We start from the raw sequence: 26,087 nt of genomic DNA, 5'->3' as shown, positions 1-26,087 counted from the left end.
GGCTCAGTCCCGCAGGGCGTCCTCGACGCTCGGGTAGCAGGGGAGGAGAGTGGTCAGGCCCACGATCTCCAGGGTGCGCAGGACGGTTCTGCGGACGCCGGCCAGACGCAGCCAGCCGGCCGGTCCGTGGGCCTGGTGGGCGGCGATGAGGACGTTGATACCGCTGGAGTCCATGAAGGCCACGCCGCTGAAGTCCGCGACCGTACGCGTCGGTTCGGCGGGATCGTCGGGCCCCAGGGCCTGGCGGAGCACGCCTGAGGTGTGATGGTCCACCTCGCCGTTCACCGTGACCACGGTGACACCGTCGACGGTGGCCCGATCGACCGACAGCCGGTCCGCTGCCGTCTCTTCGTTCCTGTCTGCCACGTGTTCCTCGTCCACGCTCGCCGATCCTTGCCCAAAGCTTCTCTCCCGGGAGGCTGCCCCGGATCGGGCGGAGGATGCGGGCCGGCCCCCGGCCGTCCGGCACGAATGTGCGATTTCCTTTACAACCTCTGCCGTCCCCGGTGTGTCCAGTACACGACGACCGGGCCGGCACGGCGCCGGTCACCGCCTTCTTCCGTCCTGACGAGGAGTCCCACCGTGCGCTCACCCCTGCGCCCCGCGGCAGCGGCGATGGCCGCCGCGATCGGCATCGGCGTCCCCGCCCTCGCCGTACCCCTGGCGCACGCCGACGACCTCGCCCCCGACCTGGTGGTCTCGGCGTTGCCGACCGCCTCTCCCGAGCCCGGCGAGGTGTACGACCACAGCGTCACCGTCACCAACCGGGGCACGGCACCCGCGGACGGCGTGACCTTCCGGATCCGGCTCACCCGCGGCCTCGACTTCCCGCAGCACACGGACGGCTGCACGTACTCGACCTCCGCCGACCAGGTCCGCCAGGCGCTGTGCGAGCTGGACGCGGTCGTGAAGCCCGGCGCCACCCTGACCACGCCCGTCCGGTTCAAGGCCCTGCCCGAGGCCCTGATGGAGGCCGTCGAGTACGGCACCGGCCCCACCGGCGAAGCTCCGGGCGAGGGATTCGACGACAGCTACCGGCGGCTGGCCCTGACCGCGGACAGCACGGCCGACCTGGTGGCCGAGGGGGACGAGGCGGAGGGCGCCCCGGGCAGCCGGGTCACCGTCACCGCCACCCTGCGCAACAGCGGCCCCGGCTGGATCCGCAACGAGGAGAGCGACGACCAGCCTGGCCTGATGGTGCGGATCCCGCCGGGCACCGTGGCGCGTGAAGTGCCCAAGGACTGCGCGCCGTTCGGGATCGACGCTCCGACCGGACCGTCGGAGCCCGGCCATCCGAAGTACGTCTGCTGGCCCGCCGAGCACACCCTCCTCGTCGGCCAGTCCCTCACGTACACCTTCGTCCTGGAGATCGGGAGGAAGACGCGGGACACCCAGGGCGAGGTGACGGCCTCCTCGGTGTACGGCATCCACCCCGTGTTCGACAAGAACCCGGCGAACGACACCGCCCCACTGTCGGTCCACGTGACCGGCGGCGGTGAGCCGGGCGGCACCAACACCGCCGGCGGCACGACGACCGGCGGCACCACGTCCGGCGGGGACACGGGCAGCGGCGGCACCGGCGGCACCCGGGGTCAGGGCAACGACCCGCACGGACAGTCGACCGGCACCACCGGCACCACCGGCACGAGCGGCGCCTCCGGCTCGGCCTCGGCGGCCTCCGGCGCGGGCACCGCAACCGGCGGCGCGCTCGCGGCGACGGGAAGCGACGGCATGCCGCTGCTGGCCGGCATCGCGGTGGGCGTCACCGCTCTCGGCGGCTTGGTCCTGGTGGCCGTACGCCGCCGGAGCACGACCAGGAGGTGACCCGGCCGCCCGCTCCCGTCCGTCCGCGATCTCGACAGTTCGTACCGTATGGCGGAAGATAACTGTCGTAGAGCGGAATTAGGGGGCGGGTGTGCGGCGGTCGGACGGTGTCCGGGGGTGGTGGCGGCAGCACGGCGTGAGCGGGTGGTGGGTGCTGTTGCGCGGTCCGGCGCAGGTGCTGTTCCTGGCCGACGCGCGGACGGGCGCCGTCGTCTGCCTCGCCCTCGGTGCGGCGGACTGGCGGTACGCCGCCTACGCGCTGGGCGGCGCCGCCCTCGGCACCGGCGCCGCGCGTCTGCTCCAAGTGGCCCGCGCCCGGGTGGAGACGGGGCTGGAGGGCTTCAACTCCTGCCTCCTCGCCCTGTGCTGCGCGGTGCTCCTCGGACCCGGCCGGCCGTCCACGGCCCTGCTCGCCGCCGCGGCCTGCCCGGTCGTCACCGTCGTCACCGCCGCCGTCACGCGGCTGCCGCGCGGCAGGCACCTGCCGCCGTTGACCCTGCCGTACTGCCTGCTGGCGAACGCGGTGACCATCGCCGCCCCGGCCTTCAACCGCGTCCGGGCGCGCGGGGACGGCCTCGCCGCGCTGCCGTCCGCCGCCGCGGGGCCGACCGCGCTGGACCCCGGCCGGCTGTGGCGGGCGTTCTTCCGCGGCCTGTCGCAGGTCTTCCTCCTTGACGAGTGGTATGTGGGCGCCCTGCTCCTGGCCGGCCTGTTCCTCGCGAGCCGGCTGATGGGGCTGGTGGCGTGTGCCGGCAGCGCGACGGGCCTGCTGACCGCCTGGGCGCTCGGGGCGCCGGCGTCGCGGATCGCCGACGGCACGATGGGCCACAACGCGGTGCTCGTCGCCCTCGCCCTGTGCGGCGTCCTGCTGCCGGCCGGACCGGTCACGCTGCCGTACGCGCTGCTGGGCGCGGCCACGGCGACCGCCCTCACACCGGCCGTCGAGCGGCTCCTCGCCCCGTCCGGCGGCCACGCCTTCACCTGGCCGTTCGTGCTGACGACACTCGCGTTCCTCGCCGCCGCCCGGTCCTTCCCCCGGCTGACCGGACGCGCCCCCGAACCCGACGGGCGGACCCCACGGCGGACGGGCGGCCCGGCACCCGCCGCGTGACATCGCCCGAGGCGGTGCCATGAGATGCCTCACCTGTGAATTGCGTATGCATCTGTGCGGTTCCGGCCACAGCTTTGTTAGATTGCGCAACTACGCGAGCGGGTCGACACAGCCCGGCTCGCCTGCCCGTACACCGCCGCACACGCCCGGCCGTTCCTGAACGGCCGGGTGCGGCAGGCTCGACCGTTCAGGGGAGTGGGACATGAGCGACCCGTGGGACGGGCCGGCCGGCCAGGCCACGCGCCGCCGCGGCGACGGGGTACCCGGGCAGCGCTCGGCCACCCCCGAGGGGGCCCGCCCCCCGGGTCCCCGGGCCCAGGACCGGGGGACGTCCGGCCGGAACGACGGCGTGCGCTCCCGCCGCGCCCGTCCGGTGCGCCGCGGCCGGCGGGTGCTGAAGATCCTCGGCATCTGCCTGTCCACCCTCATCATGGTCACCGCCGGTGCCGGCTGGTGGTTCTACCAGCACCTCGACGGCAACATCCACAGCGTCGCGCTGGACGGCAAGGGCGGCGCGGAGCAGGCCGACGCCTTCGGTCGCACCCCCATCAACATCCTCGTCATGGGCTCCGACGGCCGGACCAGCGCCAAGGACTGCTCACTGGGCGGTGGCTGCGCGAAGACCGGGGTGCAGACCGGCAGCAACGCCGACGTGCAGATGGTGCTGCACATATCGGCCGACCGCTCCAACGCCAGCGTGATGAGCATCCCCCGGGACACCATGACCAAGGTCCCGGCGTGCGAGGACAGCGAGACCGGCAAGTCCACGCCCGGGTACTACGGACAGGTCAACAGCGCGCTCCAGTACGGCCCCGCCTGCCAGGTGGCCACCGTCCACCAGCTCACCGGCATCCCCGTCGACCACTTCGTCAAGCTCGACTTCTCCGGCGTGGTGAAGATGTCCGACGCGGTCGGCGGTGTCTCCGTCTGTGTCGACGCCGACGTCTACGACACGTACTCCCACCTGAAGCTCTCCGAGGGCACCCACACCCTCAAGGGGGTCGCGGCCCTGGAGTTCGTCCGCTCCCGGCACGGCTTCGGGGACGGCAGCGACCTCGGCCGCACGATCTCCCAGCACATCTTCCTCAGCGCGATGATCCGCAAGTTCAAGAGCGCCGGCACGCTCACCGACCCCGGCGCGGTGTACGCGCTCGCCGACGCCGCCACCAAGGCGCTCACCGTGGACGATGGCCTCGGTTCCGTGAAGCGGCTCATCGCGCTGGCGGCCGACGTCAACAAGGTCCCGGCCAAGCGGATCACCTTCGCCACCATGCAGACGGCCCCCGACCCCGACGACGACAACCGCGTGGTGGTCGGCCCGGGCGCCAGGGCGCTGTTCGCCACCATCGCCCACGACCGGTCCCTGAGCACCGGCTCCGGCGGACGGTCCGGGGCGGCCTCCGCGACCGCCACGGCCGGCGCCTCGCCCGTGCCCGCCTCCGAGATCGCCGTGACGGTGGAGAACGGCACCGCCGTCACCGGCCGCGCCTCCGCCGTCGCGGACGCCCTCACCGCGCAGGGCTTCGGTTCCGGCACGACCACGGGCAACGCCCCGCGCGCCGCCACGACCACCACCCTCACCTACGGCACGGGCCGCAAGGCCGCCGCGCAGACCGTCGCCAAGGCGCTCGGCCTGCCCGCCTCGCACCTGAAGCAGGGCACCGGCAGCGGCCTGACCCTGGTGGTGGGCGGCGACTGGACCAGCGGCAAGGACTACCCCGGCGGCTCCTCCGCGTCCACGTCCGCCGGCACCTCCACCGCCGTCTCCCACGCCCACGCCTCCACCGCCGACCAGGCCAAGACCTGCGCCAAGGTCAGCCGGTACCGGACGGTCGCCCTGCACGGCGTCCCGATGACCCCGTCCCAGGCGTACGCGGCGGCCCGGAACAAAGCCGACTCCGACGACTGAGCGGCGCGCGGGAGGCGCGTCGCGGTCGCGGGGGTTCGTTCCGGGCCGCCGCGTACGTCCCGGCCGGCACCGCCCGGCGCGGTCAGATCCTGCGCCAGCGGGCCATGAACCAGGAGAAGACGCCGAAGGCGGCCAGGCCGAGCGCGATCAGGGCGAGGAGCCAGGGCCCGGCCGGCAGGTCCCGGAACGAGCGCAGGGTGTCGTCCATGCCCTTGGCCTTGCCGGGTTGGTGCTGGACTGCCGCGATGATCGCGAACACCCCGGCGACGGCGAAGACGATGCCGCGGGCGGCGCCGCCCGTGACTCCCAGGAGGTCGGTCACCCGCTCGGTCCGCGGGGACATCTCCCCGGTCCGCAGGTGCTTGCGGAACTTCTTCTGCGCGGCCCGCACCGCGATCCACAGTCCGGCGATCACCACGCCGGCCCCCGCGATGCCGACGAGCCACTCACCGGCCGGCCACTTCAGCACCATCGCGGTGACGTCGTCGGTGTTCTGGTCGGAGGAGCCGCTGCCGCTGCCCTTGTCGCCCGCCGCGTACGACAGCACCGAGTAGGACACGAAGGCGTAGAAGACGAACCGGCCCGCGGACGCCGCCCGCTTGGACAGCTTGGTGCCGTCCGGGCCCGCCGCGCCGACCACCGCCTCCGACAGCCGCCACAGCGCCATGCCGGCGAGCGCGAGGCCCACCACCCACAGCATCGCCGAGCCGAGCGGCTTGCCGGCCAGCTCCGTGAGAGCGCCGCCGCGGTCGGCCTGTTTCCCGCCGCTGCCGCCGCCGAACGCGATCTCCAGCGATATGACGCCCACCAGGACGTAGATCAGCCCGCGGGCGGCGAAGCCCGCCCGGCCCGCGGCGGTCATCGCCGTACTGTCGGCCGCGCGCCGGGCCCCGAACCGTCCGCGTACTGCCCAAGACTGTGTCCCCATACATGGCCGATGCCCCCGCGTCCCGGTACGACACCTGCCGGGACGGCTCCGGCCGGCGGGGCGGGCGCTACTTGGACCGCTGCGAGGCGGCCGCCGCGGGGCGCAGGTCGGCGAGAGTGAGGGGCTGTGCCGGGGGCTCGGACAGCGCCATCCGCGACGTGATCCGCCCCTCCCCGTCGACGTGCAGCAGCTCACCGGGGTCCATGAGCCGCCAGTGCGGGTTCTCGTCCATGGGTTCGCTCGCCACGACGACGGCGGGCCGCTCGCTCAGGGCCGCCGAGTGCACGCGCAGCCGGCCGTGGCGGCCGGAGTGGTCCAGGTGCCGCGACCCGTGACGGCCGCCGGCCGGACGGGGCAGGACGTACAGCTCGTGCGTGGCCGGATAGCGCAGCGCCCACAGCTCAGCGGCGGTGACCACGATGATGTTGAGGGCGTACAGGGGGAGGTGGGCGGCCGCCCAGCGCGCCGCGGCGACGATGCCGGCGGACACGTCACCGCCGTGCGCCGCGGTCTCCCGGGTCACCAGCGCGAAGAACCGTTCGGAGTCGGTGTCGCCGTGCACCAGCGAGAGGTCCTGGCCCAGGTGCCGGTCGAGTGCGTCGAGGCCCTCGATGACGCCGTTGTGCGCGAACAGCCGCCCGTCCTGCTGGAAGGGGTGCGTGTTGCGCACGTCCAGGCCGCCCGTCGAGGCGAAACGGATGTGGGCGAGGAAGGTCGCCGACTCCACCTCCCGGGCCTCCCGCGCGAAGACCCGGTCCTCGTAGGCGGCGATCGGCGCCTTGTGCACCTCCGGAGTACCGTCCCCGGTGAAGTAGCCGAGACCGGTGCCGTCGGGTTCCCGGTGGCTCTGGGCGTCGAGGCTGTCCGGCGCGTCCAGCAGCCAGAACGTGGCGTCGGTGCGGGCGGGGGAGCTGCTCAGCCCGAAAAGACGGCACACGGGCACCCTCCTTCGTCTCGGTCCCGCCCGGGAGATCCGCGGCCGGACGCCCATGGTCCCGCGCCCGGCGCCGCCCCGCACGCGGCACGCGCGACGGGCGTTCCACGGACTTCTCGAAAAAAACAGGTGTGTATGTGATGCGCCCGGGTAGACGCGGCTTCGTCGACCGGTGACCAGCACCTACGGAACGATTCGGGAGGGGAACACCATGACGACGCTCACCGTGGCCCAGGACACGAAGACGGCGGTCGGGCTGCCGGAGGTCGCGGATCCCACGGCTGTGGCTCCTCGGGATGCGCGGGAGCTGTCGAAGGTGTTCTTCGATCAGCTGGCGGTGCTGGAGGAGGGTACGGCGGAGTTCCAGTACGCGCGGAACACGTTGATCGAGATGAACATGTCGTTGGTGCGGTTCGCGGCGGCGCGTTTTCGTAGTCGTGGGCCGGAGGAGATGGAGGACATCGTCCAGGTCGGGATGATCGGCCTGATCAAGGCGATCGACCGGTTCGAGTTGACGCGTGAGGTGGAGTTCACGTCGTTCGCGGTGCCGTACATCGTGGGAGAGATCAAGCGGTTCTTCCGGGACACGTCGTGGGCGGTGCATGTGCCGCGGCGTCTTCAGGAGGCGCGGGTGGCGTTGGCGCGGGCGACGGAGGAGTTGCGCAGTCGGTTGGGGCGGACGCCGACGGTGCGTGAGCTGTCGGAGTTGATGTGTCTGTCGGAGGAGGAGGTCGTGGAGGCGCGGCTGGCGGCCAACGGCTACAACTCGGCTTCGCTGGACGCGGCGATCGGTGGGAGTGAGGACGGGGAGAGCGCGCTTCAGGACTTCATCGGTGCGGAGGACGCGGCGCTGGGTCTGGTGGAGGATTTCCACGCGTTGGCTCCGATGATCGCGGAGCTGGAGGAGCGGGACCGGGTGATCCTGCATCTGCGGTTCGTGGAGGAGCTGACGCAGGCGCAGATCGGTGAGCGTCTGGGTGTCTCGCAGATGCACGTCTCGCGGCTGCTGTCGCGCACCCTCAAGCGCCTGCGCGAAGGCATGCTGGCCACCAGCTGACGCCCACGGCCGCACACCCGGTGCCCGCGATACAGCGGGGACCGGCACCGGCATCGCCGCCCCGCACAGCCGTCCGGGTCGCCCCCGCCACCGCGCGGAGGACGACCCCCGGCCCCGGTCCGCCGGGGAGCCGACGGCCGTGCGGGGCGTACGCGTGCGGGCACACCGTCGCCACCGTGTCCGCGCGGCCCCCGGCCGCCTCCCACGCGCATGCCTTCGTCCCCTCCCGCGCCCGGCGGCGGCCAAGTCGGGTTTCCCCGGGGGCGATTGGGTCCTGCCGCGCCCAACAGGTGCCGTACGCCCTCTTGTTGAACGGCGTGCGGTAGGGTACGAGCTGTTCGGTTTGGTTCTCGGCCGGGGGAGGGTCCATGGCTCAGCAGGAGCGAGCGGTCCGGACCCGGCGCGCTGTTCTCGAGGCCGCCGCCGGCGTCTTCGCGGAACGCGGTTACGCGGCCGCCACCATCGCCGAGATACTCAACCGGGCCGGCGTGACCAAGGGCGCCCTGTACTTCCACTTCGACTCCAAGGCCGCCCTCGCCCGGGGCGTGCTCCAGGAGCAGATGCGCACCGCGTACCACGTGCCCCGGGAGCTGAAGCTCCAGGAATGGGTGGACGCGGGCATGACCCTGGCCACGCGCCTGCCGCGGGAACCCATGCTGCTCGCCGGTGTCCGGCTCTCCGCGGACCTCCGGGGCCACGACGTCCTCGGCAGCACCTGGCCGGCCTGGGCCCGGCTGACCTCCTGCGTCCTGGCGGAGGCCAAGCGACGCGGTGAGGTCCTCCCGCACGTGGTCCCCGAACAGACCGCCCAGGTCTTCCTCGGCGCGTGGATCGGCGTCCAGTTCGTCTCGCAGGCGGTGGCCGGGTGGACGGACCTCGACGAGCGCATGGCGGCGCTGTACGAGCACCTCCTGCCCGCGATCGCCGCCCCGGCCGTGCTGGTCCGGCTGGACACCGCGCCGGATCGGGGCGCCCGCGTGATCGCGGAGGTCCGGGAGAAGTCGGCCGAGTTCGCCGGCGCCCTCGCCTGACCCTCCCCCCCCCGCTCCGGTGGCCCTACCCGCGTGGCGCGGCGGGTGCATCCGTCGGCCGGTACCGAACCGCCGTGCCGGTTTCCGGCCGGGAGCGGCGGTGGTCCGTACGGCGGGAAGGCCGTCCGGAAACAGGCGTTTCGTTTCGTCCGGGAGGCGGCCGGGCCCCGTGCGCCGCTGCGGTCACCTTCCGTTCCCGCCCCCAACAGGCCGCCGTCGGCCAGTCGTTCACTTCCGAAGCACATCGCCCGGCTGAGCGCGCCCGATGCGGGAACAGGCGCGCGTGGTCACTAGGATGTGGGACCAAGACAACCATGCGACCGGCCCGTGACCTGCGTGCCGGTCGGGGTCGCCGATGCCAGGGACCGCTCCCCGGGCTGCGGTGATCTTCCTTCCCAGGAGGACCCTCCGCATGTTCCGACGAATAGGCAACGCCGTCGTCCGTCATCCCATTTGGACGATAGTCGCGTGGCTGATCGCCGCCGTGGCCATTGTGGCCACCGCTCCGAGTCTGCCCTCCAACAGCGACGAGAGCAGTTTCCTGCCGAAGAGTTACGAATCCATCAAAGCGGCACAACTCCAGGAGAGGGCGTTCCCCAGCGCCTTCACCCCGTCCGCGATCGCGCTCTACCAGCGCACCGACGGCGGCAAGCTGACCGCCGCCGACCAGAAGGACGTCGCCCGGATCACCTCGGATCTGGGCCAGAAGCACATCGACCAGGTCCAGAAGGTGGTCCCCGGCCAGCCGTCCAAGGACGGCAGGTACGCCCTGACCCTGGTGCAGATGGACAGCAAGAACGCCGGCCAGCCGAAACAGGTGGACGCCGCCAAGGACCTGCGCGCCGAGGTCAGGAAACTGGCCAGGGGCACCCACCTCGACGTCAAACTCGGTGGTTCCGCCGCACAGGCCCTCGACCAGGAGGACTCCTCCAAGCGTGGCCAGGCGCTGATCGGTATCGGCACCTTCGTGATCATCCTGGTGACGCTGCTGATCATCTTCCGGGCGCCGATCCTCGCGGTGCTGCCGCTGCTGCTGATCGGTCTCGTGTCCGCCGTGGCCAACGGACTGATCGCCTACGCCACCAAGCTGTTCGACCTCCAGGCCAACAGCTCGATCTCGTCCATCCTGATCGTCGTCCTCTTCGGCGTCGGCACGGACTACTTCCTGTTCCTGATCTTCCGCTACCGCGAGAGTCTGCGGGCCGGGGACGAACCCAAGCAGGCCATGATCAACGCGGTCGCCCGGGTCGGTGAGGCCATCGCCTCGGCGGCCGGAGCGGTCATCATCGCCTTCCTCGCCCTGGTCCTGTCCACGCTGGGCTTCCTCAAGCAGATGGGCCCGGCGCTGGCCATCGCGGTCGCCGCCACCCTGGTCGCGGGCCTGACCCTGATCCCGGCCGTGGTCTCCCTCATCGGGCCCAAGGTGTTCTGGCCGTCCAAGTCCTGGCAGAAGGAGCCGGAGAACGCCCGGTTCGCCGCCCTCGGCCGGAGCGTGCAGCGCCGCCCGGCGCTGACCGCCGTGGTGTCCGGTCTCATCCTGCTCGCCCTGTCGCTGGGCACGCTCGGCTACAAGGCCACCTTCGACCTGGCCTCCGGCTCCATGCCCAAGACCAAGGAGTCCATGGTCGTCCAGGACGAGATGCAGAAGGCGTACTCGGCGGGCGCCGCGGCACCCACCGACGTCTACCTCTCCTCCACCGCCGGCAAGCCGCTGGACAAGTCCGCCTTCGACGCGTACACGCGCAAGCTCAGCGCCGTGGACGGTGTCGCCGACGTCCGTGTGACCCAGGTGAACAAGCCGGGCACCACCGCCGACTTCACCGTCACGCTCAAGTACGAGGCGTCCACGGACAAGGCCATCGACGCCGTGGGCCGGGTCCGCGACGTCGCGCACTCCGCCGCGCCCGGCGGAACCGAGGCGCTCGTCGGCGGCATGTCCTCGATCTACAAGGACATCAACGCCGCGGTCAACCACGACTACCGCACGGTGTTCCCCGTCGCCGCCCTCCTCATCATGATCATCCTCGGGCTGCTGCTGCGCAGTGTGGTCGCACCCTGGTACCTCATGGCCTCGGTGGGCCTCGGCTTCGGCGCCACCCTCGGCGCCACCGTGTGGATCTTCCAGGACGGACAGGGACACCCGGGGCTGATGTTTATGCTCCCGGTGATCATGTATCTGTTCGTGGTGGCCATCGGCACCGACTACAACATCCTCATGATCGCCCGACTGCGTGAGGAGGCCCGTGAGGGCCGCGACCCGCGCGAGGCGGCGGGCATGGCCCTGCGCCACGCCGGACCGACCGTCGCCGCGGCGGGCTTCATCCTCGCGGCGACCTTCGCCACTATGATGCTGGCGGGCAACGCGCTGCTCACGGAGATGGGTTTCGCCGTCTCCTTCGGCATCGCGGTCGCCGCGTTCGTCATGGCGATGTTCTTCACCCCGAGCCTCACGGCGCTCATCGGCCACGCGGCCTGGTGGCCGGGCCACGGGGACCGGGCGACGGAGCCGGCTCCCCGGCCGACCGCCGGGACCGACGGTTCCGGACCCCTCCACGGCGACGAGGGCCGGGACGTCACCCACGACCCGGCGGGCCACCGCGGCTGACCGCGTCAACCGGATGAGTCCTGCCGGGCCGCACGGCCCGGCAGGACTCATCGCGTTCCGGGTCACCCCCCGCGCCGGCACCGACACCCCGCACCGCACACCGCCGTGCGCGGGCAGTCCGCCCGGCGCCACGGGAACCACGGCCCCGGACCGACGGTGCGCACATCACGCTCGTGTGAGCCCTGTACGCGCCCCCGGCCGTACGACCAGACTGCGCTGTCGGCGGGCCGTCGGCCCCGGTGCGGCCGCCCGCCGTCCCACCGACCAGGAAGGCAGGTCGCCGCCGTGCTCTTGTGTCTGCCCACGTCCGTGACGGAAGCACAGGAATACCTGGCCGAGGGGGCCGTGCCGATCGGCGGGGCGACGCTCGTCTGGGCGACGTGGCAACGGGACGGCTTCCCCGGCCTCGCCATGTCCCTGCGCGAACTGCCGGAGGCCAATGTCACGGGGCGCGAGACCGTCGGCGCCGCCGTGGTCCTGCACCGGATCGGCGCCCGGCAGCCGGACGTCCTGCGGCTCGCCGCCGCCGCCATCGGCACCGGAGCCGTGCGGCGGACCGCGACGGTCGGGGGCAACCTCGTCGGCAGCACGCTGCGCTGCCTGCTCCCCGCCGCCCTCGTCCTGGACGCCCGCGCGACGGTGCTGGAGAGCGACGGTGTCCGCGAGGTGGACCTGGCCGAGGTCGTCGTCAAACGGCCCCTGCTGCTCAGCCTGCGCTGGCGCGCGCCGATCGCCTCCGCCTACCGCAAACTGCCCGGTGAGGCGGGCGGACCGCCCCCGCTGGTCGTGGCCTCGGCGCTGGGCGCAGACGAGAGCGGGGGCCGGCGCCTGCGCGTCGCCGTACGGGACGGCTACGACGTGCTCGGCGGGGACACCGCCGGCGACACCGGCACCGAGGAGGCTCTCGGCGCACTGCGCGGTACGGCCCTGGGCGACCTGCCGACCGGCGCCTGGGACGTGATCCGCCCACAGGTCACCGGCCTCCTGCACGGCCGCGACGGGCACCCGTGGAGCGACCACACGCCCGGTGACCACGCACCCGGTCCGCACGGCGCCGGCGCGCACGAGGCCCCGTCCGCGCCGGAGCGCTGAGAGGCCGCGCGCAGGAGGCCCACATCCGCGCCGGAGCGCTGGGAGGCCGGCGCGCGCGAGGCCCCGCCCGCGCCGGAGCGCTGAGAGCGCCACCGCGCCACCGCGCCGGCCGCGCGCCCGTTTGCCGTAGCGGCAAAGACGCTGGCCGCTGCCCGCCGCCCTGACCGAGCCTGACCGGGTACCGCTCCCGCACCCGGAAGGCAGACCGTGACCGCCACGACCGTCGCCCCGCCCCCCTCCCTCCCGCCGAGCAGCCGCAGACGCTGGACGGTGCTGGCCGTCTGCTGCCTCAGCATGTTCCTCGTCGGCCTGGACACCACCGTGGTCAACGTGGGACTGCCCGCCATCGGCCACGGCCTGGGCGTGGGCACCCGCGACCTCGAGTGGACCGTGGACGCCTACACCGTCGTCCTGGCCGGTCTGCTGATCTCCTCCGGCGCGCTGGCGGACCGGTGCGGGCGGCGCAAGGTGTTCCAGTGGGGTCTGACGGTGTTCGGCACGGCCTCGCTGGCCTGCGCCCTGGCCCCGTCGGCGGGCGCGCTGATCGCGGCGCGCGCGGTGCAGGGGGTCGGCGCCTCCATGCTCAGCCCCGTGGCCCTGGCCATCGTGGTCAACGCGATGCCCGACCCGCGGGAACGGGCGCGGGCCATCGGCGTGTGGGCGGCCGTGTTCGGACTCAGCATGGCCGCGGGCCCGGTCACCGGTGGCGCCCTCGTCGCGGAACTCGGCTGGCGGTCGCTGTTCTGGATCAACGCCCCGGTCGTCGTGGCCGCCCTCGTGCTCAGCGCGGTGTTCGTACCCGAGTCCCGGGCGGCGAAGCCCCGGCGGCCCGACGTCCCGGGACAGCTCCTGCTGACCGTGACCATCGGACTGTGGGTCGGCATCCTCATCGAGGGACCGCGCGTCGGCTGGACCTCACCGGCGGCGCTCGGCGCCTACGCCCTGTCCCTCGCGGCGACGGCGGGCTTCGCACTGGCGGAGTCCCGCCGGGCCGAACCGCTGGTCGACCCGGGCCTGTTCCGCGGACCCGTGTTCAGCGGCGCCGTCCTCGGCGCGGTGGCGGTGTTCGCCGCACTGAACATGACACTGCTGCTCAACACCCTCTACCTCCAGCACACCCGCGGCTTCACCCCGCTCGCCGCCGGTACGGCGACCCTGCCCCTGGCGTTCGGCGCCACCGTCTGCGCGCCTTGGTCCGGCCGCCTCGTGGCCCGCACCGGCCCACGTCCGCCGCTGTACGCGGCGGGCGGCTTCCTCACCGCCGGCGGGCTGTGCCTGACCGGTATCGACCGCCACACCAGCGTGTACCTGCTGCTCTTCGCCCATCTGCTCATCGGCGTCGGGTTCGGCTTCGCCAACGCGCCGATCACCAACACCGCGGTGAGCGGACTGCCGCCCTCCCGGGCCGGCGTGGCGGGCGCCGTCACCTCCACGGCCCGTCAGCTCGGCTCCGCCGTCGGCGTGGCCGTCGCCGGCGGCCTCGTCGCCGGCATCGGCCCCGCCGGACTCGCCCACGCCTCCCGTCCGGGCTGGCTGCTGGTCGCCGCCTGCGGAGTCCTGCTGCTCCTCGTGGCCCGCGCGTCCCGTCCGGAGCGGGCGCGGCGCGCCGCGGGGCCCGGCACGCCGACCGCCGCGAGGACCCGCTGACCCGTCCGTCGCCGGTCCCGGCGGGGGTTTCGTCCGGCCGGCGGTGACGTGTCATCGTGGCGGGTATGACGGCGTACGCGGACGTGGCCGTGCTGGTCGGGCTACAGGCCTCGGGGAAGTCGACCTTCTACACGCGGTGCCTGTGCGACCGGTACCGGCTGGTGAGCAAGGACCTGTTCCCCCGCGGGGCCAGGAACAAGCAGCGACGGCAGATGCTGCTCGTCGCCGAGCACCTCGCGGCCGGGCGGGCCGTGGCCGTGGACAACACCAACCCGTCGCCCGAGGAGTGGGCTCCGCTGGTGGAGCTGGCCCACGCGCACGGCGCGACGGCGACGGCCTACTGGTTCCCACCGGACGTGACCGGCTCGCTGCGCCGCAACGCCGCGCGCGAGGGCCGCGACCGGGTCCCGGACGTCGGTGTCCTCGCCACCCTGAAGCGGCTGCGCCGGCCGTCACCGGCGGACGGATTCGACACGGTCCACGAGGTACGGTTCGACGGCAGGGGCGGCTTCGAGGTGCGGGCCTGAGGCAGACGGACACCGGCCCCCCGGCGGGTCGCCCGCGCGAAGGCCCGTCCGCCCTCAGAGCACCTTCTGCGTGACCACGATGTGCCCGGCGTCGGGGTTCAGGCTGCCGCCCAGCCTGCCGAACGCGCCGTCGGTGAGGTCGAGGCACTTGGGCACCTGCGGGGTCTGCGCGAACGTGCCCCGATCGTTGATCCGGACCACCAGGGATCTGCCGTTGGCGACGTTCGTCACCTGCACCCGGGTGCCGAAGGGGAGTTGGGGCTGACGGCTGAGCGAAGTGGCGGCGGTGTCGGCGTTGTTGTCGAAGACCTCACCACTGGCGGTGAGCGCGCCGGGCGGCTGCGGGCCGTAGTGCGTCGCCCAGCACTGTTCGGTGGCGGCCCGGGCGGGGGCGACGTCGAGCAGGCAGGCCGGTACGGCGAGGGCGAAGGCGAGCGCGGCCGGTAACAGGGCGGAGCGCGTGGACGGTCGGACGGTCACGGAAACGGCCTTTCGCGGTCGACGGTGGCCGGGCGGGCCGTGCGACACCTGGTGCCCCGCACGAAAGATCCGCCCGGCACCGGAACGTAAAAGGTCTGCACCACAGCGGTCAAGGGCGTGAACAGGCCGTCGTCGTAGGCCAGTTGGCTGACGAAGAGGCTGGGGCGCGAGGGGGCGGCAGACGGGGTGCCGGGGTGCCGCCCGCGTGGTCCGGCCTACGGGGTGCGGGGGAGGCGCTCGGCCGGCGTGGCCGCGAACTCCTCGGCCCGGGCCAGCTGGGTGCGCAGGTCCCGCACCCGCCGGCGGGAGGCGTCTTCGAAGCCGCGGACCCGCTCCAGCAGTGTCTCCCGCTCCCGGTGCGGCAGGTACGTGCCCAAGTCGAGGCGGTCGGTGGCGTCGAGGAGGTCCCGCGTCTCGTCGTGACCGAAGCCGAGCTGGTCTCCTCGTAGTGCCGGATGGTGCGCAGCGACAGCTCGGTCCGTGCGGCGACCTCACCGATCCGCGTGTGTCCGCCGCTCACGCCGGGGCGCCTTCCTCCTCGGGTGGCCACCGGCCGAGGTGGCCGGAGCCGGTCCCTACCCCAACGAGCCGCTTCCGCTACGCCACCGACCCGGGCCGGGTGGTCATCGACCTGTCGGCCGCGCACATCCGGGACGCCTCCGCCGTGGCCGCGCTGGACGCCGTGGAGACGAAGTACGCCCGGCACGGCACCACCGTCGAGATCACCGGCCTGAACGAGGCCGGCGTCCGCATGCACGGGACGCTCAGCGGCGAGCTGGCAGGCAGCCACTGAGCACCGTCCCCGGACGGCGCGGACGGGCCTCGCCTCAGGGGGCGGGGCCCGTCCGCGGCCGACCGGCACCGCCGCGAGCCCTCGGCGGGACGCGCGGCCGGCGGGCTCAGTCGCTCGTGAGGACGACGAGGTGCCGGGTGGCCCGGGTCATGGCCACGTAGCGGTCCACCGCCCCCTCGACGCCCTCGCCGAACTCCTGCGGATCCACGAGGACCACCAGGTCGAACTCGAGACCCTTGGACAGTTCCGGGGTCAACGACCGGACGCGGGGCCGCGCCCGGAAGGCGGGACCACCGATGACGCAGGCGGTCCCCTCGGGGTGCGCGGCGAGCCAGCCGTCGAGGACCGCCTCCAGGTCGGCGGCCGGGCCGTGCACGACGGGCGCGCCACCGCGGCGGACGGACACCGGCACGTTGGCGTCCGGGAGCACGGCCCGGATGACGGGCTCGGCCTCCGTCATGATCTCCTCGGGCGTCCGGTAGTTGATGCTCAGCGGTGCCACGGTGACCCGGCCGAGGCCGACGCGCTCCAGCCGCTCCCGCCACGACTCCGTGAACCCGTGGCGGGCCTGCGCGCGGTCGCCGACCACGGTGAAACTCCGTGAGGGACAGCGCAGCAGCAGCATCTGCCACTCCGCGTCGGTGAGTTCCTGCGCCTCGTCCACGACGACGTGCGCGAACGGCCCGGCGAGCAGGTCCGGGTCGGCGGCGGGCAGGCCGCTCTCGTCGACGAGGCTGTCCCGCAGGTCCTGCCCGTGCAGCATCGTCACCGCGCCCTCACCGTCGTCGTCCGCCCTGAGCAGGCCCTCGATGACCGCGGACATCCGCTCGCGTTCGGCGGCGACGGCGGCCTCGTGCCGGCGCCTGCGCCGCGAGGACTCCGGGTCGCCGAGCCGTTGCCGGGCCGCGTCCAGGAGCGGCAGGTCCGACACCGTCCACGCCTGCGCGTCCGCGCGCTGGAGCCGCTGTACGTCGTCCCGGCCGAGCCAGGGGGCGCACAGCCGCAGGTAGGCGGGGACCGTCCACAGGTCGCCGACGAGGTCGGCCGCCTCCAGCAGCGGCCAGGCGCGGCCGAACGCCGTGAGCAGTTCCCTGTTCTGCCGCAGCGCCTTGCGCAGCAGGGGTTCCGGGACGTCGCCGGGGTGCCGGTCCACCAGCATCGTCAGCAGCTCCTCCCAGACCTGGTGGCGGGCGTCGTTGTGCGGGGTACCGGGTTCGGCCGCGTCGAAGGCCACGGCCCAGTCGTCGGCGGTCAGCGGGACTCCCGCCCAGGGCGTCGTGACCGTCATCCCCTCGGTGGGCGGTTCCTCGTAGAAGCGGACGGCCTTCTCGACGGCGCGCACCATGTCCGCGGACGACTTCAGCCGGGCCACGTCCGGGTCGGTCTCGACCGCCGCCGTCGCGCCCTCGGCGACGAGGTCCCGCAGGACGCACGTCTGCACGCCCTCCTCGCCGAGGCTCGGCAGCACGTCGGCGACGTAGTCCAGGTAGGGCCGGTGCGGGCCGACGAACAGCACGCCGCCCCGGCGGTGCCCGAGCCGGGGGTCGGAGTACAGGAGGTAGGCGGAGCGGTGCAGCGCGACGACCGTCTTCCCCGTGCCCGGGCCGCCGTCCACGACCAGGGCGCCTCGGGAGCCCGCGCGGATGATGGCGTCCTGGTCGGCCTGGATGGTGGCGAGCACGTCCCGCATCCGGGCCGACCGGTTGCCCCCCAGACCCGCGATGAAGGCGGACTGGTCGTCCAGCGCGGCGCGGCCCTCCAGTGCGTCGGTGGCGAACACCTCGTCCCAGTAGTCGCTGATCCGGCCGCGGGTCCAGCGGTAGCGGCGGCGGCTGACCAGGCCCATCGGGTTGGCGTGGGTGGCTCCGAAGAACGGTTCCGCCGCGGGCGATCGCCAGTCCACCAGCAGCCGGCGTCCCGAACCGTCGGTGAGGCCGAGCCGTCCGACGTACACGGGCTCGGGGTCGTCGGCGCGCACCATGTGCCCCAGACACAGGTCCAGGCCGAAGCGGCGAAGGGCGCGCAGGCGAGTGGTGAGCCGGTGGATCTCCGCGTCCCGGTCCATCGCCTGCCGGCCCCTGCCGCCGGGTGCCCTCCGCTCGGCCTCGAGTCGGCCGGACAGCTCGGCGACCGACTGCTCCAGGCACTCCGCGACGGCCGCGAAGTGCTCCTCGTCACCACCGATGAGCGCCGGGTCGGCCTTGGAGGACAGGCGGTCGGGAAGGTCGAACGCGCCGAGGGCCAGGGGGTTCACGCATCAGCTCCGATATGAGGTCACTTGCGGCCGGGACGGCACCCGGTGGGCGCCGCTGCGAACGATCTTGGTGTACGGACCCGGCTTCGGGATACCCGCGTCCCACACCCCCGCCCGCCGCCGTCCGGTTCCCGACGCGCGGCAGACGCGGGAGAACCCGGGCGGGCCCGCGAACCCCGAGAAGAACCCGAAGCGCCCAGAGCCCGAAGAACGCAGAGAACCCAGAGAACGCAGAGAACGCAGACAACAAGGAGAACACACATGTCGCAGGTGGAAGAGTCCATCGAGGTCGACGTCCCGGTCCGTGCCGCCTACAACCAGTGGACCCAGTTCGAGACCTTCCCCCAGTTCATGGAGGGCGTCGAGCGCATCGAGCAGCGCACCGAGACCCTCACCCACTGGGTGACCAGCATCGACGGTGCCACCCGCGAGTTCGACGCCGAGATCACGGAGCAGATCCCCGACGAGCGCGTCGCCTGGACGACCGTGCGCGGCGAGGCCGAGCAGGCGGGCGTCGTCACCTTCCACCGCCTGGACGAGACGCGCACCAAGGTCATGCTCCAGCTCGACTACGAGCCGCACGGCCTCGCCGAGACCGTCGGCGACAAGCTCGGTGTCGTCAAGCGTCAGGTCACCGGCGACCTGGCGCGGTTCAAGAAGTTCATCGAGGCCCGCGGCGGCGACGAGACCGGCGCCTGGCGCGGCGAGGTCTGAGCCGCGCCCGGTGCGGGACGCCGCCCGGCGCGTGGGCCGGACGGCGTCCGGCCGACGCGGGGGCATAACCCCGGCCGGCCGGGCAACACGCGTGGTGACGGCGGGTAACCGCGCGACGAGGAGGGGACAGGGCCATGGCGCTCACGCGGCACGAGGCGTACGCGATCGGCTTCGCGGCGATGGCAGGAGCGGGGACGGCCGTGGCGGCCGTCCGCTGGTGGAACCGTCGCCGGCCGCGGCCCTTCCCGCAGGGGCCGGGCGAGGACCGGGTGGAGGAGCTGCACCTGGCCTTCCAGGACCCGACGGTCCCGTCGGCCGACGCACCGGAGGAGACGCTGCACCGGTACTGGAGCCGGCTGCGGCCGCTGGACCTGACAGCGGAGAGGGCGGAGGCGCTGCCGGCGCTGCCGCCCGAATGAGAGCACCGGGGCACCGCTTCGCCACCGTCATCCGATGAAGCCGGGTCGACTGCCCTGCACCGCTCCGTTCGGGGTACTCGCACGCTCTCCGGGGGTCGGACGCCGAAGGTGTCGTAGGCCCGGACGCAACGAGTGACGGGAGGTGATCGTCATGTCGCACACACAGTTCCACCAGGAGACAGGCCGACAGGCGACGGGTTCGGAGCCGGTGGGCGAACTGGTGCAGCGCGCGTCGCAGCAGCTGACCGAGCTGGTGCGGGGCGAACTGCGCCTGGCGCAGGCGGAGATGAAGGACAAGGGCAAGCGGTACGGCAAGGGCGGCGGACTGTTCGGCGGAGCCGGACTGGTCGGGTTCCTCATGCTCCAGGCCCTCGTGGCCACCGTGATCGCCGCGTTGGCGGTGCCCCTGCCGGTGTGGGCCGCGGCCCTCATCGTCACCGCGGTCCTCGGCGTGATCGCCGGGGTGATGGCGTTGATGGGGAAGAAGGAAGTCGCCCAGGCCGCGCCGCCCGCGCCCCAGCAGACGATCGAGAACGTGAAGGCCGACGTGGCCGAGATCAAGGAGAGTGCGCACCGATGACCCAGCCACCGCACGACGAGCCGATCGCTTCCAGCCAGGAGGAACTGCGGGAGCAGGTCGAGCACACCCGTCAGGAGTTGGGGGAGACCGTGGAGGCGCTCGCGGCCAAGGCCGACGTGAAGGCCCGCGCCCAGGAGAAGACCGCGGAGGTCAAGGAACAGGCCGCCGTCAAGGCCGCTGAGCTCAAGGAGCAGGCCGTGGTCAAGGCCGGCGAGGTCAGGGAGCAGGCCGTGGTCAAGGCCGGCGAGGTCAAGGCCCGGGCCGCCGAGGCCGCCGCCCGGGTGCAGGACAAGATCCCCGACCCGGTCAAGGACAAGGCCGCCGAGGCCGGCCGGCTGTGGGAGGAGAAGGCACCGCAGCCGGTGCGGGAGAAGGCGGCCCAGGGCGCCCGGGTGGCCCGCGAGAACCGCACCCTGCTCGTGGCGGCCGTCGGAGCGGCCGTCGTGCTGGGCCTGGTCTGCCGCCGCCGCAAGGGCTGAACCGGTGACGGCGACGAGGGCCTGCCGGCCCGACACCGCCGGGCACTCGCCCACCTGATCCACCCCCGCACGGGGGCACCGGCGACCCACCGGACCCGGCGCCCCCGACGCGCCCTCGGGGCCGCGCCCACGCAAGACGCCCGCACCAGCCCGGCGCGCCCCCGGGCGCGGCCACGGTCCCGCCGAAGCGAGGCGCGCCCGCAGCGGTGCCCGGGCGGTTCCGGCGACATCACCGAAGGCGATGCCCCCGGGCTCGCCCCGGGGTACGGCTTCGGCCGCCCCCGAGCGACGCGCCATCGCGGCCGCGCCAGGTCTGCCCCGGCGCCCTCGACCACGCCACCGAAGCCGCGCCCCCTCGCACGTCCGGGTGCGGCACCGGCCAGGTGGAAGTGAGAGCCCCGGTGACATCGCCCGGGTCCGTGCGCAGGCACCGGCCGCGCCGAAGCGAGCCGTCCTCGCAGCGGCGTCCCGGCAGCCCCTGCCCCCGGTCACGCCGCGAGCGGCACGTCCCCACGGCCGTGCTGTTCTCGCTGCCAGGGGGCCCCTGCTTCCTCCCGCGTTGCTCCGCACCGGAACTCCCCGGCACCGAGGCCGCCCCCGGACCGGCGTCCCGCGCGCACCCGCCGCCGTACCCCCGCCCGACGCCGTCCGGTCGTCGTGCCGGACACTGAAGGGGGAGACGGGAGACGGCGGATGCTGGCAGACGTGCGTGCGCAACTCGGCAGGGCCCTGTTCCACCGGGTCGCGGGCCCCAACGGCCCGGTCACCCGTGCCCGGATCCACGGGACACCGGGCCCCCGCTGGTTCGGCCCCGACCGCCCGATCCGCGTCGTCCACGGTGACGCCTCGATGTTCATCGGCGGCATCGGCGCCCTGCTGCTCCAGTCGCTGCACCCGCGCGCCATGGCGGCCGTCGCCGCCCACTCCGGGTACCGCGGCGACCCCTGGGGCCGGCTCCAGCGCACCAGCACGTTCCTGGCCGTGACGACGTACGGCACCGCGGAGGACGCCCAGGGCGCGGTCGACCACGTCCGTGCCATCCACGAACGGATCCGCGGCACGACCTCCGACGGCCTCGACTACCACGCCGCGGACCCGCACCTGCTGGGCTGGGTGCACGCCGCCGAGACGGACAGCTTCCTGCGCGCCCACGCCCGTTACGGCGCCCGCCCGCTCGACGGCGCCGGATACGACGCGTACGTCGCCGACACCGCGCGCGTCGCCGAGGCGCTCGGCGTGATCGACCCACCCCGTGACCGCCGTGCCCTGGCCGAGCGCCTCGCCGCCTACCGGCCCGAGCTGCGGGCCGCCTCCGACGCCCGTGCCGCCGCCCGCTTCCTGCTGCTGCGGCCCCCGTTGCCCCTGGCGGCCCGGCCGTTCTACGCGGGGCTGGCCGCGAACGGCGTCGCACTGCTTCCGTCGTGGGCCCGGACCATGCTGTGGCTGCCCCGGCTCCCCGTGGTGGAGGACGTCACCGTGCGCCCCGCGGGCCACGTGCTGACCCGCACCATCCGCTGGGCAATGTCGCCGCCGCCCTACGCGCGCGCGGTGATCGAGTGATCCGGGTCAGCGGGGGATGCGGTGCTTCCTCCCGCCCCGGCGGAACCGGATCGCGGCGTAGACGAGGTCGACGACGAGCACGACGGCGCCGATGACCAGCAGGTAGAACAGGCCGTGCGCGGCGACTCCGATGATGCCCAGGACGACGGCCACGAGGATCAGGAACAGGAACACGCTCATCGGGTCTCCCGGCGGCTAGGTGCGTCAGCGGCGGGCCAGGCGTCGCTCGCCGCCGGCGCCCGGTGCGTAGGGCAGTTCGTAGTGGGCGAAGACATCTGGTTCCTCGGTGGCGGACAGCTCGCCGTCGGTGTCGATCGATGGAGCCTTCCTGACGGCGTCCTTGCTGTGGGCGACCTTCAGGTAGTTCGGGCCGACGGTCGCGCCGGTGAGCGGCACGAACGCCAGCCGGCGCCGGGTGGGCAGGCCCACGGTGACGGTGGCGAAGCTGGGCTGGTCGGTGCCGGTGTCCACGTAGATCGACTCGAGCACGCCGATCTTGTGGCCGCCGGGGTCGACCACGTCGTGGCCGCGCCATTCACGGATGTCGGATGCCTCGAACATCGGAAACCTCCTTCGCCGGGGGTACCCACGATGACGCCCGTGATGTCGCCGCCGCCATCCGCCGCCGCCATTGCGGTGATCAGAAGGCGTACCGGATGCGCAGCCAGGGGGCGTGGGTGGTCACGAGACCGCGCAGGGCGTGCACGGCCTCCGCCTTGACGTGGTTGGTGTAACGGACGTTCGACGCGCCGTTCTGCGACCGTTTGCCCTGCTGGAGGGCCGGCTGCCAGAGCACTTCCTCGGCGCGCGGGTGCCAGCCGAGGTTGACCTCGTGCAGCTCCTGGTTGTGGGTCAGCATGATGACTTCGGCGGCGGCCTGTCGTTTCACCCGGTCCGGCAGGACGTCGTCCAGCTGCCGGAGCAGCTCGGTCCAGGCGTCCTGCCAGCCGGGGCGCACGACCACCGGGGACAGGTTGAAGTGGACCTCGTAGCCGGCGTCGAGGAAGTCCGCCGCGGCCGCGATCCGGTCGCCCACGGGCGAGGTCCGCAGGTCCAGCAGCCGGGAGTCGGCCGCGGGCATCAGCGAGAACCTGATCCGGGTCCGGCCGCGCGGGTCCAGCGCCAGCAGGTCGGGGTTGACGAACTTGGTGGCGAACGACGCCTTGGCCGTGGGCCACTGCCGGAAGGCGCGCACCAGGTCCGCGGTGTTGTCGCAGATCAGCGCGTCGACCGAGCAGTCGCCGTTCTCCCCGATGTCGTACACCCAGGCCGACTCGTCGCACTGGTTGGGTTCCGTCTTGCGGCCCAGGCGGGTGACGTGCCGTGCCAGGTGGGCGATGATGCCGTCGATGTTGGTGAAGACGGTGATCGGGTTGGCGTACCCCTTGCGGCGCGGCACGTAGCAGTAGGCGCAGGCCAGCGCGCACCCGTTGGACGGGCCGGGGGCGATCCAGTCGGCCGACCGGCCGTTGGGCCGGGTGGCCAGCGTCTTGCGCACGCCGAGGACCAGCGTCTCGCCCTTGACCCGCACCCAGCGCTCGACGTTGCCCTCGTTGCCGTGCAGGCCCGGGATGCGCCAGTGGGACGGCACCTCGATCACCTCGGCGGCCGGGAAGCGGCCCAGGATCTGCCGGCCGCGGGCGGAGGCGGCGGCGGCCGGCTCCGCGTAGACGGTCCGCACGGGCAGCAGCCGGCGGGCCTCGGCGGAGTCCCGGAACAGGGGGCGGCCCGGTGCCCCGTCCCCGGGTGCCGGGCCGCCGCGCCCGGCCGTGCCGTCCCCGCCGTGCGGTGCCGGTACGGCCAGCGCGTCGAGGCCGAACAGGGTGTCGGCGCCGTCGTCCGGTGCGGAGGGGTACTTCATGTGCGCTCCGCTCGGGAAGTCGGGGTGGCGGCCTCGTTCCACTGTAGGCATGCCCCGGACGTGCGGCGGACCCGCGGTTCGGCCGTCGCGGCACGGCTCAGTCGTCGTCGAGGGGGTCGTGGCCCCAGTTCATCAGCGAATGGCGCCAACGGGAGTCCCGCACGTCCCCGGAGGGGCGCTGCGCGAGATGGCGGCGGATGTAGCCGGTCACCTTGCGCATGTGCGCGTAATCGTCGTCCGAAAGGTCGCTCTTCTTCGTGCGGAGGATCTCCACGATGGCGCGGCCGGAGGCGTGCCCGGTGGACTCGCCCCCGTCCTTGTGCTGCCCGGCGGCCCGGGACTCCTCGGTCGCCAGCCACTTCTCCAGCGCGGAGGGTGACATGTTCACCAGCTCGCGGAAGGAGTCCCAGGTCTCGCGGCGCCCGTCCTCGCCCGCCACGCCGCCGCTACTTCTTCTTCTTGAGGGCCGACGGCTTGTGCACGGCGCTGCGGCCGGACTTGTCGCTGCGCACCTCGTACTGCGGGTCGTCCGGTGAGGCGTCCACGGTGCGGCCGGCCGCCTCGGTCCGCTCGGTGATCTTCCTCTCCACCGTGCCCGAGGTCTCACTGCCGTGGCTGCGCCAGGCGACCTTGTCGCCCTTGGACGGCTCGTTCTTCCCGGAAGAGTCCTTCGACTTCGCCATGGGGGTCCTCCCACCGTGCCGGATCGCTGTCTCGCAGTACCACCTTGCGGGCGGGGGCCGTGCCTCGCACGCGCAGCACGGCGGCCGGGGAGCGACCCCGCGAGCGCCGTGGCGCCCCGTACACGCGCCGCTCATCTGCGTGTCCGCGGCCTCCGCGGAGCACATCGGTTGCTTATTGCCGAGCCAGCTGGGAAGTCGGAGGTGCACAGCCCGCCGCCCGCACAGCCGGCCCGGCGGGGTCGGTTTCGGGGCGAGGCGGCCGATCGCCCGCCCGTCACCTCAAGGAGTACCGTGACCGTTCGCATCGGAGTGGAAGAGGAATTCCACATCGTCGAGGTGGAGACGGGCCTGCTCGTGCCACGGGCCGACACGGTGCTGGAAGGCCTCCCCGGGCAGATCTTCACCACCGAGCTCCAGCAGGCGGCCGTGGAGACGAACAGCGGCGTCCACACGTCGCTGGACGACCTGTACGGCGATGTCACCGGCACCCGGCGCCGGCTCGACGCCGCCGCGACCGCCCACGGCCTGGCCGTGGTGGCCGCGGGCACCGTGCCGCTGGCCCGCACGGCGGACATCCACCCCACCCCCGGCTTCCGCTACCGCCACATGGTCGACGAGTACCGGATGGTCGCCGACGAGCAGCTGATCTGCGGAGCCCACGTCCACGTCGACGCCCCCGACGACCGCGACCTGACCGTACGCCTCATGTGCGAGGTCTCGCCGTGGCTGCACGTCCTGCTGGCCCTGTCCGCCAGCTCCCCGTTCTGGCTCGGCGCCGACACCGGCTACGCCAGCTGGCGGACCATGCTCTGGCAGCGCTGGCCCACCGCGGGACCGGCCGGGTGCTACGCGGACGCCGCCGAGTACGACGCCGCCGTCCGGGAACTCATCGGCTCGGGCGTCATCAGCGACGCCAAGATGATCTACCACGACATCCGGCCCTCCGCGCACCAGAACACCCTCGAACTGCGCATCTGCGACGCCAGCCCGCGCGCCGAGACGGTCGTGCTCGTCGCCGGCCTGTTCCGGGCCCTGGTGACCGAGGCCCGTGAGCGGCTGGAGCGGACCGGCGCGCCCGCCTGCGCGGGCCGCCACGACTGGCTGCGCGCCGCCGCCTGGCGCGCCGCGCGCTCCGGCCTCGAAGGCGTCCTCGTCGACCCCCGCACCCGCCAGGAGGCGCCCGCGGCCGAGGTCGTCCGGGGCCTGCTGCGCCGGGTCCGCCCGGCCCTCGAGGCCGCCGGCGACTGGGCGACGGTCCGGGAACTCGCCGAGCGGGCGCTCGCCGACGGCAGCGCCGCCCACCGCCTGCGCCGCCGGGGAGCCGACCAGGACCTGCTGGCCTGCACCGACCTGGCGATCGCGGAGACCCGCGGCGCCCCCGGGCTGCGCCGCCGGACCGCCGGCGACCCGGCCCGGCCCGTCCCCGGCGTCGCCGTGCCCGCCGGGAACGACATCCCCGGCCCCCACCCGGCACCGGTCGCCGGCGGCTGACGCGGGCGGAGCCCTCCGCCGCGCCGGCCGGTCACACCGTACGCACCCCCGCACCCGAAGGAGATGCACCACCATGTCAACCAGCCCCGACCAGATACCGACGGGCGG

The 26,087-nt window shown here is 73.5% G+C and carries 25 protein-coding genes and 2 pseudogenes; 16 read left to right on the top strand and 11 right to left on the bottom strand.

Features of this window, described 5'->3' with window-relative positions; all coding sequences use genetic code 11:
- Positions 1-3 precede the first annotated feature (3 nt).
- Positions 4-366: an STAS domain-containing protein gene (locus ACIQVT_RS03120; protein WP_403746573.1), complete on the bottom strand. Its 363-nt coding sequence runs from the start codon at positions 364-366 to the stop codon at positions 4-6.
- 216 nt (positions 367-582) lie between these two features.
- Between ACIQVT_RS03120 and ACIQVT_RS03115 the strand changes: the two genes are divergently transcribed.
- The 3 genes from ACIQVT_RS03115 (at position 583) to ACIQVT_RS03105 (ending at position 4,844) form a co-directional block, all read left to right on the top strand.
- Entirely contained in the window at positions 583-1,824 is a 1,242-nt protein-coding gene (locus ACIQVT_RS03115; RefSeq protein ID WP_403746571.1) for a hypothetical protein, read from the top strand.
- A gap of 136 nt (positions 1,825-1,960) precedes the next feature.
- Complete coding sequence (locus ACIQVT_RS03110) at positions 1,961-2,935, top strand: urea transporter (RefSeq protein WP_403746568.1); 975 nt, start codon at positions 1,961-1,963, stop codon at positions 2,933-2,935.
- Positions 2,936-3,137: 202 nt separating this feature from the next.
- Positions 3,138-4,844 (top strand): LCP family protein, encoded by a 1,707-nt coding sequence (locus ACIQVT_RS03105; protein WP_403746566.1) that lies wholly within the window; start codon positions 3,138-3,140, stop codon positions 4,842-4,844.
- A gap of 82 nt (positions 4,845-4,926) precedes the next feature.
- On the opposite strand, the gene ACIQVT_RS03100 is transcribed toward ACIQVT_RS03105, so the two are convergent.
- Positions 4,927-5,706 (bottom strand): DUF1206 domain-containing protein, encoded by a 780-nt coding sequence (locus ACIQVT_RS03100; RefSeq protein ID WP_403746564.1) that lies wholly within the window; start codon positions 5,704-5,706, stop codon positions 4,927-4,929.
- Positions 5,707-5,839: 133 nt separating this feature from the next.
- Positions 5,840-6,709 carry a class II glutamine amidotransferase gene (locus ACIQVT_RS03095; protein ID WP_403746561.1) on the bottom strand — a complete coding sequence of 290 codons (870 nt, stop codon included), beginning with the start codon at positions 6,707-6,709 and terminating at the stop codon, positions 5,840-5,842.
- 208 nt (positions 6,710-6,917) lie between these two features.
- Here ACIQVT_RS03095 and ACIQVT_RS03090 point away from each other — a divergent pair, with 208 nt between their 5' ends.
- The 6 genes from ACIQVT_RS03090 (at position 6,918) to ACIQVT_RS03065 (ending at position 14,665) form a co-directional block, all read left to right on the top strand.
- Complete coding sequence (locus ACIQVT_RS03090; RefSeq protein WP_403746558.1) at positions 6,918-7,763, top strand: RNA polymerase sigma factor SigF; 846 nt, start codon at positions 6,918-6,920, stop codon at positions 7,761-7,763.
- A 368-nt stretch (positions 7,764-8,131) separates the two neighbouring features.
- Positions 8,132-8,794, top strand: coding sequence for a ScbR family autoregulator-binding transcription factor (locus tag ACIQVT_RS03085; protein WP_403746556.1), 663 nt, complete (start codon positions 8,132-8,134; stop codon positions 8,792-8,794).
- Positions 8,795-9,206: 412 nt separating this feature from the next.
- A complete protein-coding gene (locus ACIQVT_RS03080; protein ID WP_403746555.1) occupies positions 9,207-11,399 on the top strand; it encodes an MMPL family transporter in 2,193 nt (730 codons plus the stop codon).
- A gap of 285 nt (positions 11,400-11,684) precedes the next feature.
- Positions 11,685-12,491 carry an FAD binding domain-containing protein gene (locus tag ACIQVT_RS03075; protein WP_403746552.1) on the top strand — a complete coding sequence of 269 codons (807 nt, stop codon included), beginning with the start codon at positions 11,685-11,687 and terminating at the stop codon, positions 12,489-12,491.
- Between the two features lie 207 nt (positions 12,492-12,698).
- Complete coding sequence (locus ACIQVT_RS03070) at positions 12,699-14,138, top strand: MFS transporter (protein WP_403746548.1); 1,440 nt, start codon at positions 12,699-12,701, stop codon at positions 14,136-14,138.
- Positions 14,139-14,203: 65 nt separating this feature from the next.
- Complete coding sequence (locus tag ACIQVT_RS03065; RefSeq protein ID WP_403746544.1) at positions 14,204-14,665, top strand: AAA family ATPase; 462 nt, start codon at positions 14,204-14,206, stop codon at positions 14,663-14,665.
- A 54-nt stretch (positions 14,666-14,719) separates the two neighbouring features.
- Here the strand turns inward: ACIQVT_RS03065 and ACIQVT_RS03060 are convergent, their stop codons facing one another.
- Positions 14,720-15,145 carry a septal ring lytic transglycosylase RlpA family protein gene (locus tag ACIQVT_RS03060; protein WP_403746541.1) on the bottom strand — a complete coding sequence of 142 codons (426 nt, stop codon included), beginning with the start codon at positions 15,143-15,145 and terminating at the stop codon, positions 14,720-14,722.
- A gap of 215 nt (positions 15,146-15,360) precedes the next feature.
- Positions 15,361-15,665, bottom strand: a pseudogene (locus ACIQVT_RS03055) (MerR family transcriptional regulator).
- A gap of 69 nt (positions 15,666-15,734) precedes the next feature.
- Between ACIQVT_RS03055 and ACIQVT_RS03050 the strand changes: the two are divergent.
- Positions 15,735-15,938 (top strand): annotated as a pseudogene (locus tag ACIQVT_RS03050) (STAS domain-containing protein); the annotation flags it as partial.
- Positions 15,939-16,044: 106 nt separating this feature from the next.
- Here ACIQVT_RS03050 and helR read toward each other — a convergent pair.
- The gene (helR, locus tag ACIQVT_RS03045) at positions 16,045-18,192 is read right to left on the bottom strand and encodes an RNA polymerase recycling motor ATPase HelR (RefSeq protein WP_403746538.1); all 2,148 of its coding nucleotides are present in this window, start codon (positions 18,190-18,192) and stop codon (positions 16,045-16,047) included.
- Positions 18,193-18,453: 261 nt separating this feature from the next.
- On the opposite strand from helR, the gene ACIQVT_RS03040 reads away from it, so the two are divergent.
- The 5 genes from ACIQVT_RS03040 to ACIQVT_RS03020 all read left to right on the top strand — a co-directional run bounded on the left by ACIQVT_RS03040 (position 18,454) and on the right by ACIQVT_RS03020 (position 21,944).
- Positions 18,454-18,906 carry an SRPBCC family protein gene (locus tag ACIQVT_RS03040; protein ID WP_403746534.1) on the top strand — a complete coding sequence of 151 codons (453 nt, stop codon included), beginning with the start codon at positions 18,454-18,456 and terminating at the stop codon, positions 18,904-18,906.
- Between the two features lie 134 nt (positions 18,907-19,040).
- A complete protein-coding gene (locus ACIQVT_RS03035; RefSeq protein ID WP_403746532.1) occupies positions 19,041-19,325 on the top strand; it encodes a hypothetical protein in 285 nt (94 codons plus the stop codon).
- Between the two features lie 151 nt (positions 19,326-19,476).
- Positions 19,477-19,905 (top strand): phage holin family protein, encoded by a 429-nt coding sequence (locus ACIQVT_RS03030; RefSeq protein WP_403746529.1) that lies wholly within the window; start codon positions 19,477-19,479, stop codon positions 19,903-19,905.
- Positions 19,902-20,384 (top strand): DUF3618 domain-containing protein, encoded by a 483-nt coding sequence (locus ACIQVT_RS03025; protein WP_403746526.1) that lies wholly within the window; start codon positions 19,902-19,904, stop codon positions 20,382-20,384. The genes ACIQVT_RS03030 and ACIQVT_RS03025 overlap by 4 nt, the downstream gene beginning before the upstream one ends.
- Positions 20,385-21,077: 693 nt before the next feature.
- The gene (locus ACIQVT_RS03020; protein WP_403746524.1) at positions 21,078-21,944 is read left to right on the top strand and encodes an oxygenase MpaB family protein; all 867 of its coding nucleotides are present in this window, start codon (positions 21,078-21,080) and stop codon (positions 21,942-21,944) included.
- Between the two features lie 6 nt (positions 21,945-21,950).
- On the opposite strand, the gene ACIQVT_RS03015 is transcribed toward ACIQVT_RS03020, so the two are convergent.
- The 5 genes from ACIQVT_RS03015 to ACIQVT_RS02995 form a co-directional block, all read right to left on the bottom strand.
- The gene (locus ACIQVT_RS03015; RefSeq protein ID WP_403746521.1) at positions 21,951-22,124 is read right to left on the bottom strand and encodes a hypothetical protein; all 174 of its coding nucleotides are present in this window, start codon (positions 22,122-22,124) and stop codon (positions 21,951-21,953) included.
- A 24-nt stretch (positions 22,125-22,148) separates the two neighbouring features.
- Positions 22,149-22,505 (bottom strand): PRC-barrel domain-containing protein, encoded by a 357-nt coding sequence (locus ACIQVT_RS03010; protein ID WP_403746517.1) that lies wholly within the window; start codon positions 22,503-22,505, stop codon positions 22,149-22,151.
- 79 nt (positions 22,506-22,584) lie between these two features.
- The gene (locus tag ACIQVT_RS03005; protein ID WP_403746515.1) at positions 22,585-23,805 is read right to left on the bottom strand and encodes a spore photoproduct lyase family protein; all 1,221 of its coding nucleotides are present in this window, start codon (positions 23,803-23,805) and stop codon (positions 22,585-22,587) included.
- Between the two features lie 97 nt (positions 23,806-23,902).
- Positions 23,903-24,244: a DUF3140 domain-containing protein gene (locus ACIQVT_RS03000; protein WP_403746512.1), complete on the bottom strand. Its 342-nt coding sequence runs from the start codon at positions 24,242-24,244 to the stop codon at positions 23,903-23,905.
- 7 nt (positions 24,245-24,251) lie between these two features.
- The gene (locus ACIQVT_RS02995; RefSeq protein WP_403746509.1) at positions 24,252-24,488 is read right to left on the bottom strand and encodes a DUF2945 domain-containing protein; all 237 of its coding nucleotides are present in this window, start codon (positions 24,486-24,488) and stop codon (positions 24,252-24,254) included.
- 291 nt (positions 24,489-24,779) lie between these two features.
- Between ACIQVT_RS02995 and ACIQVT_RS02990 the strand changes: the two genes are divergently transcribed.
- Positions 24,780-25,979 carry a glutamate--cysteine ligase gene (locus ACIQVT_RS02990; RefSeq protein ID WP_403746506.1) on the top strand — a complete coding sequence of 400 codons (1,200 nt, stop codon included), beginning with the start codon at positions 24,780-24,782 and terminating at the stop codon, positions 25,977-25,979.
- Positions 25,980-26,087 lie beyond the last annotated feature (108 nt).

The organism is Streptomyces sp. NPDC100445 (assembly GCF_044759735.1).
Classification (GTDB): domain Bacteria; phylum Actinomycetota; class Actinomycetes; order Streptomycetales; family Streptomycetaceae; genus Streptomyces.
This window is presented reverse-complemented; position numbering and strand designations above follow the sequence as displayed.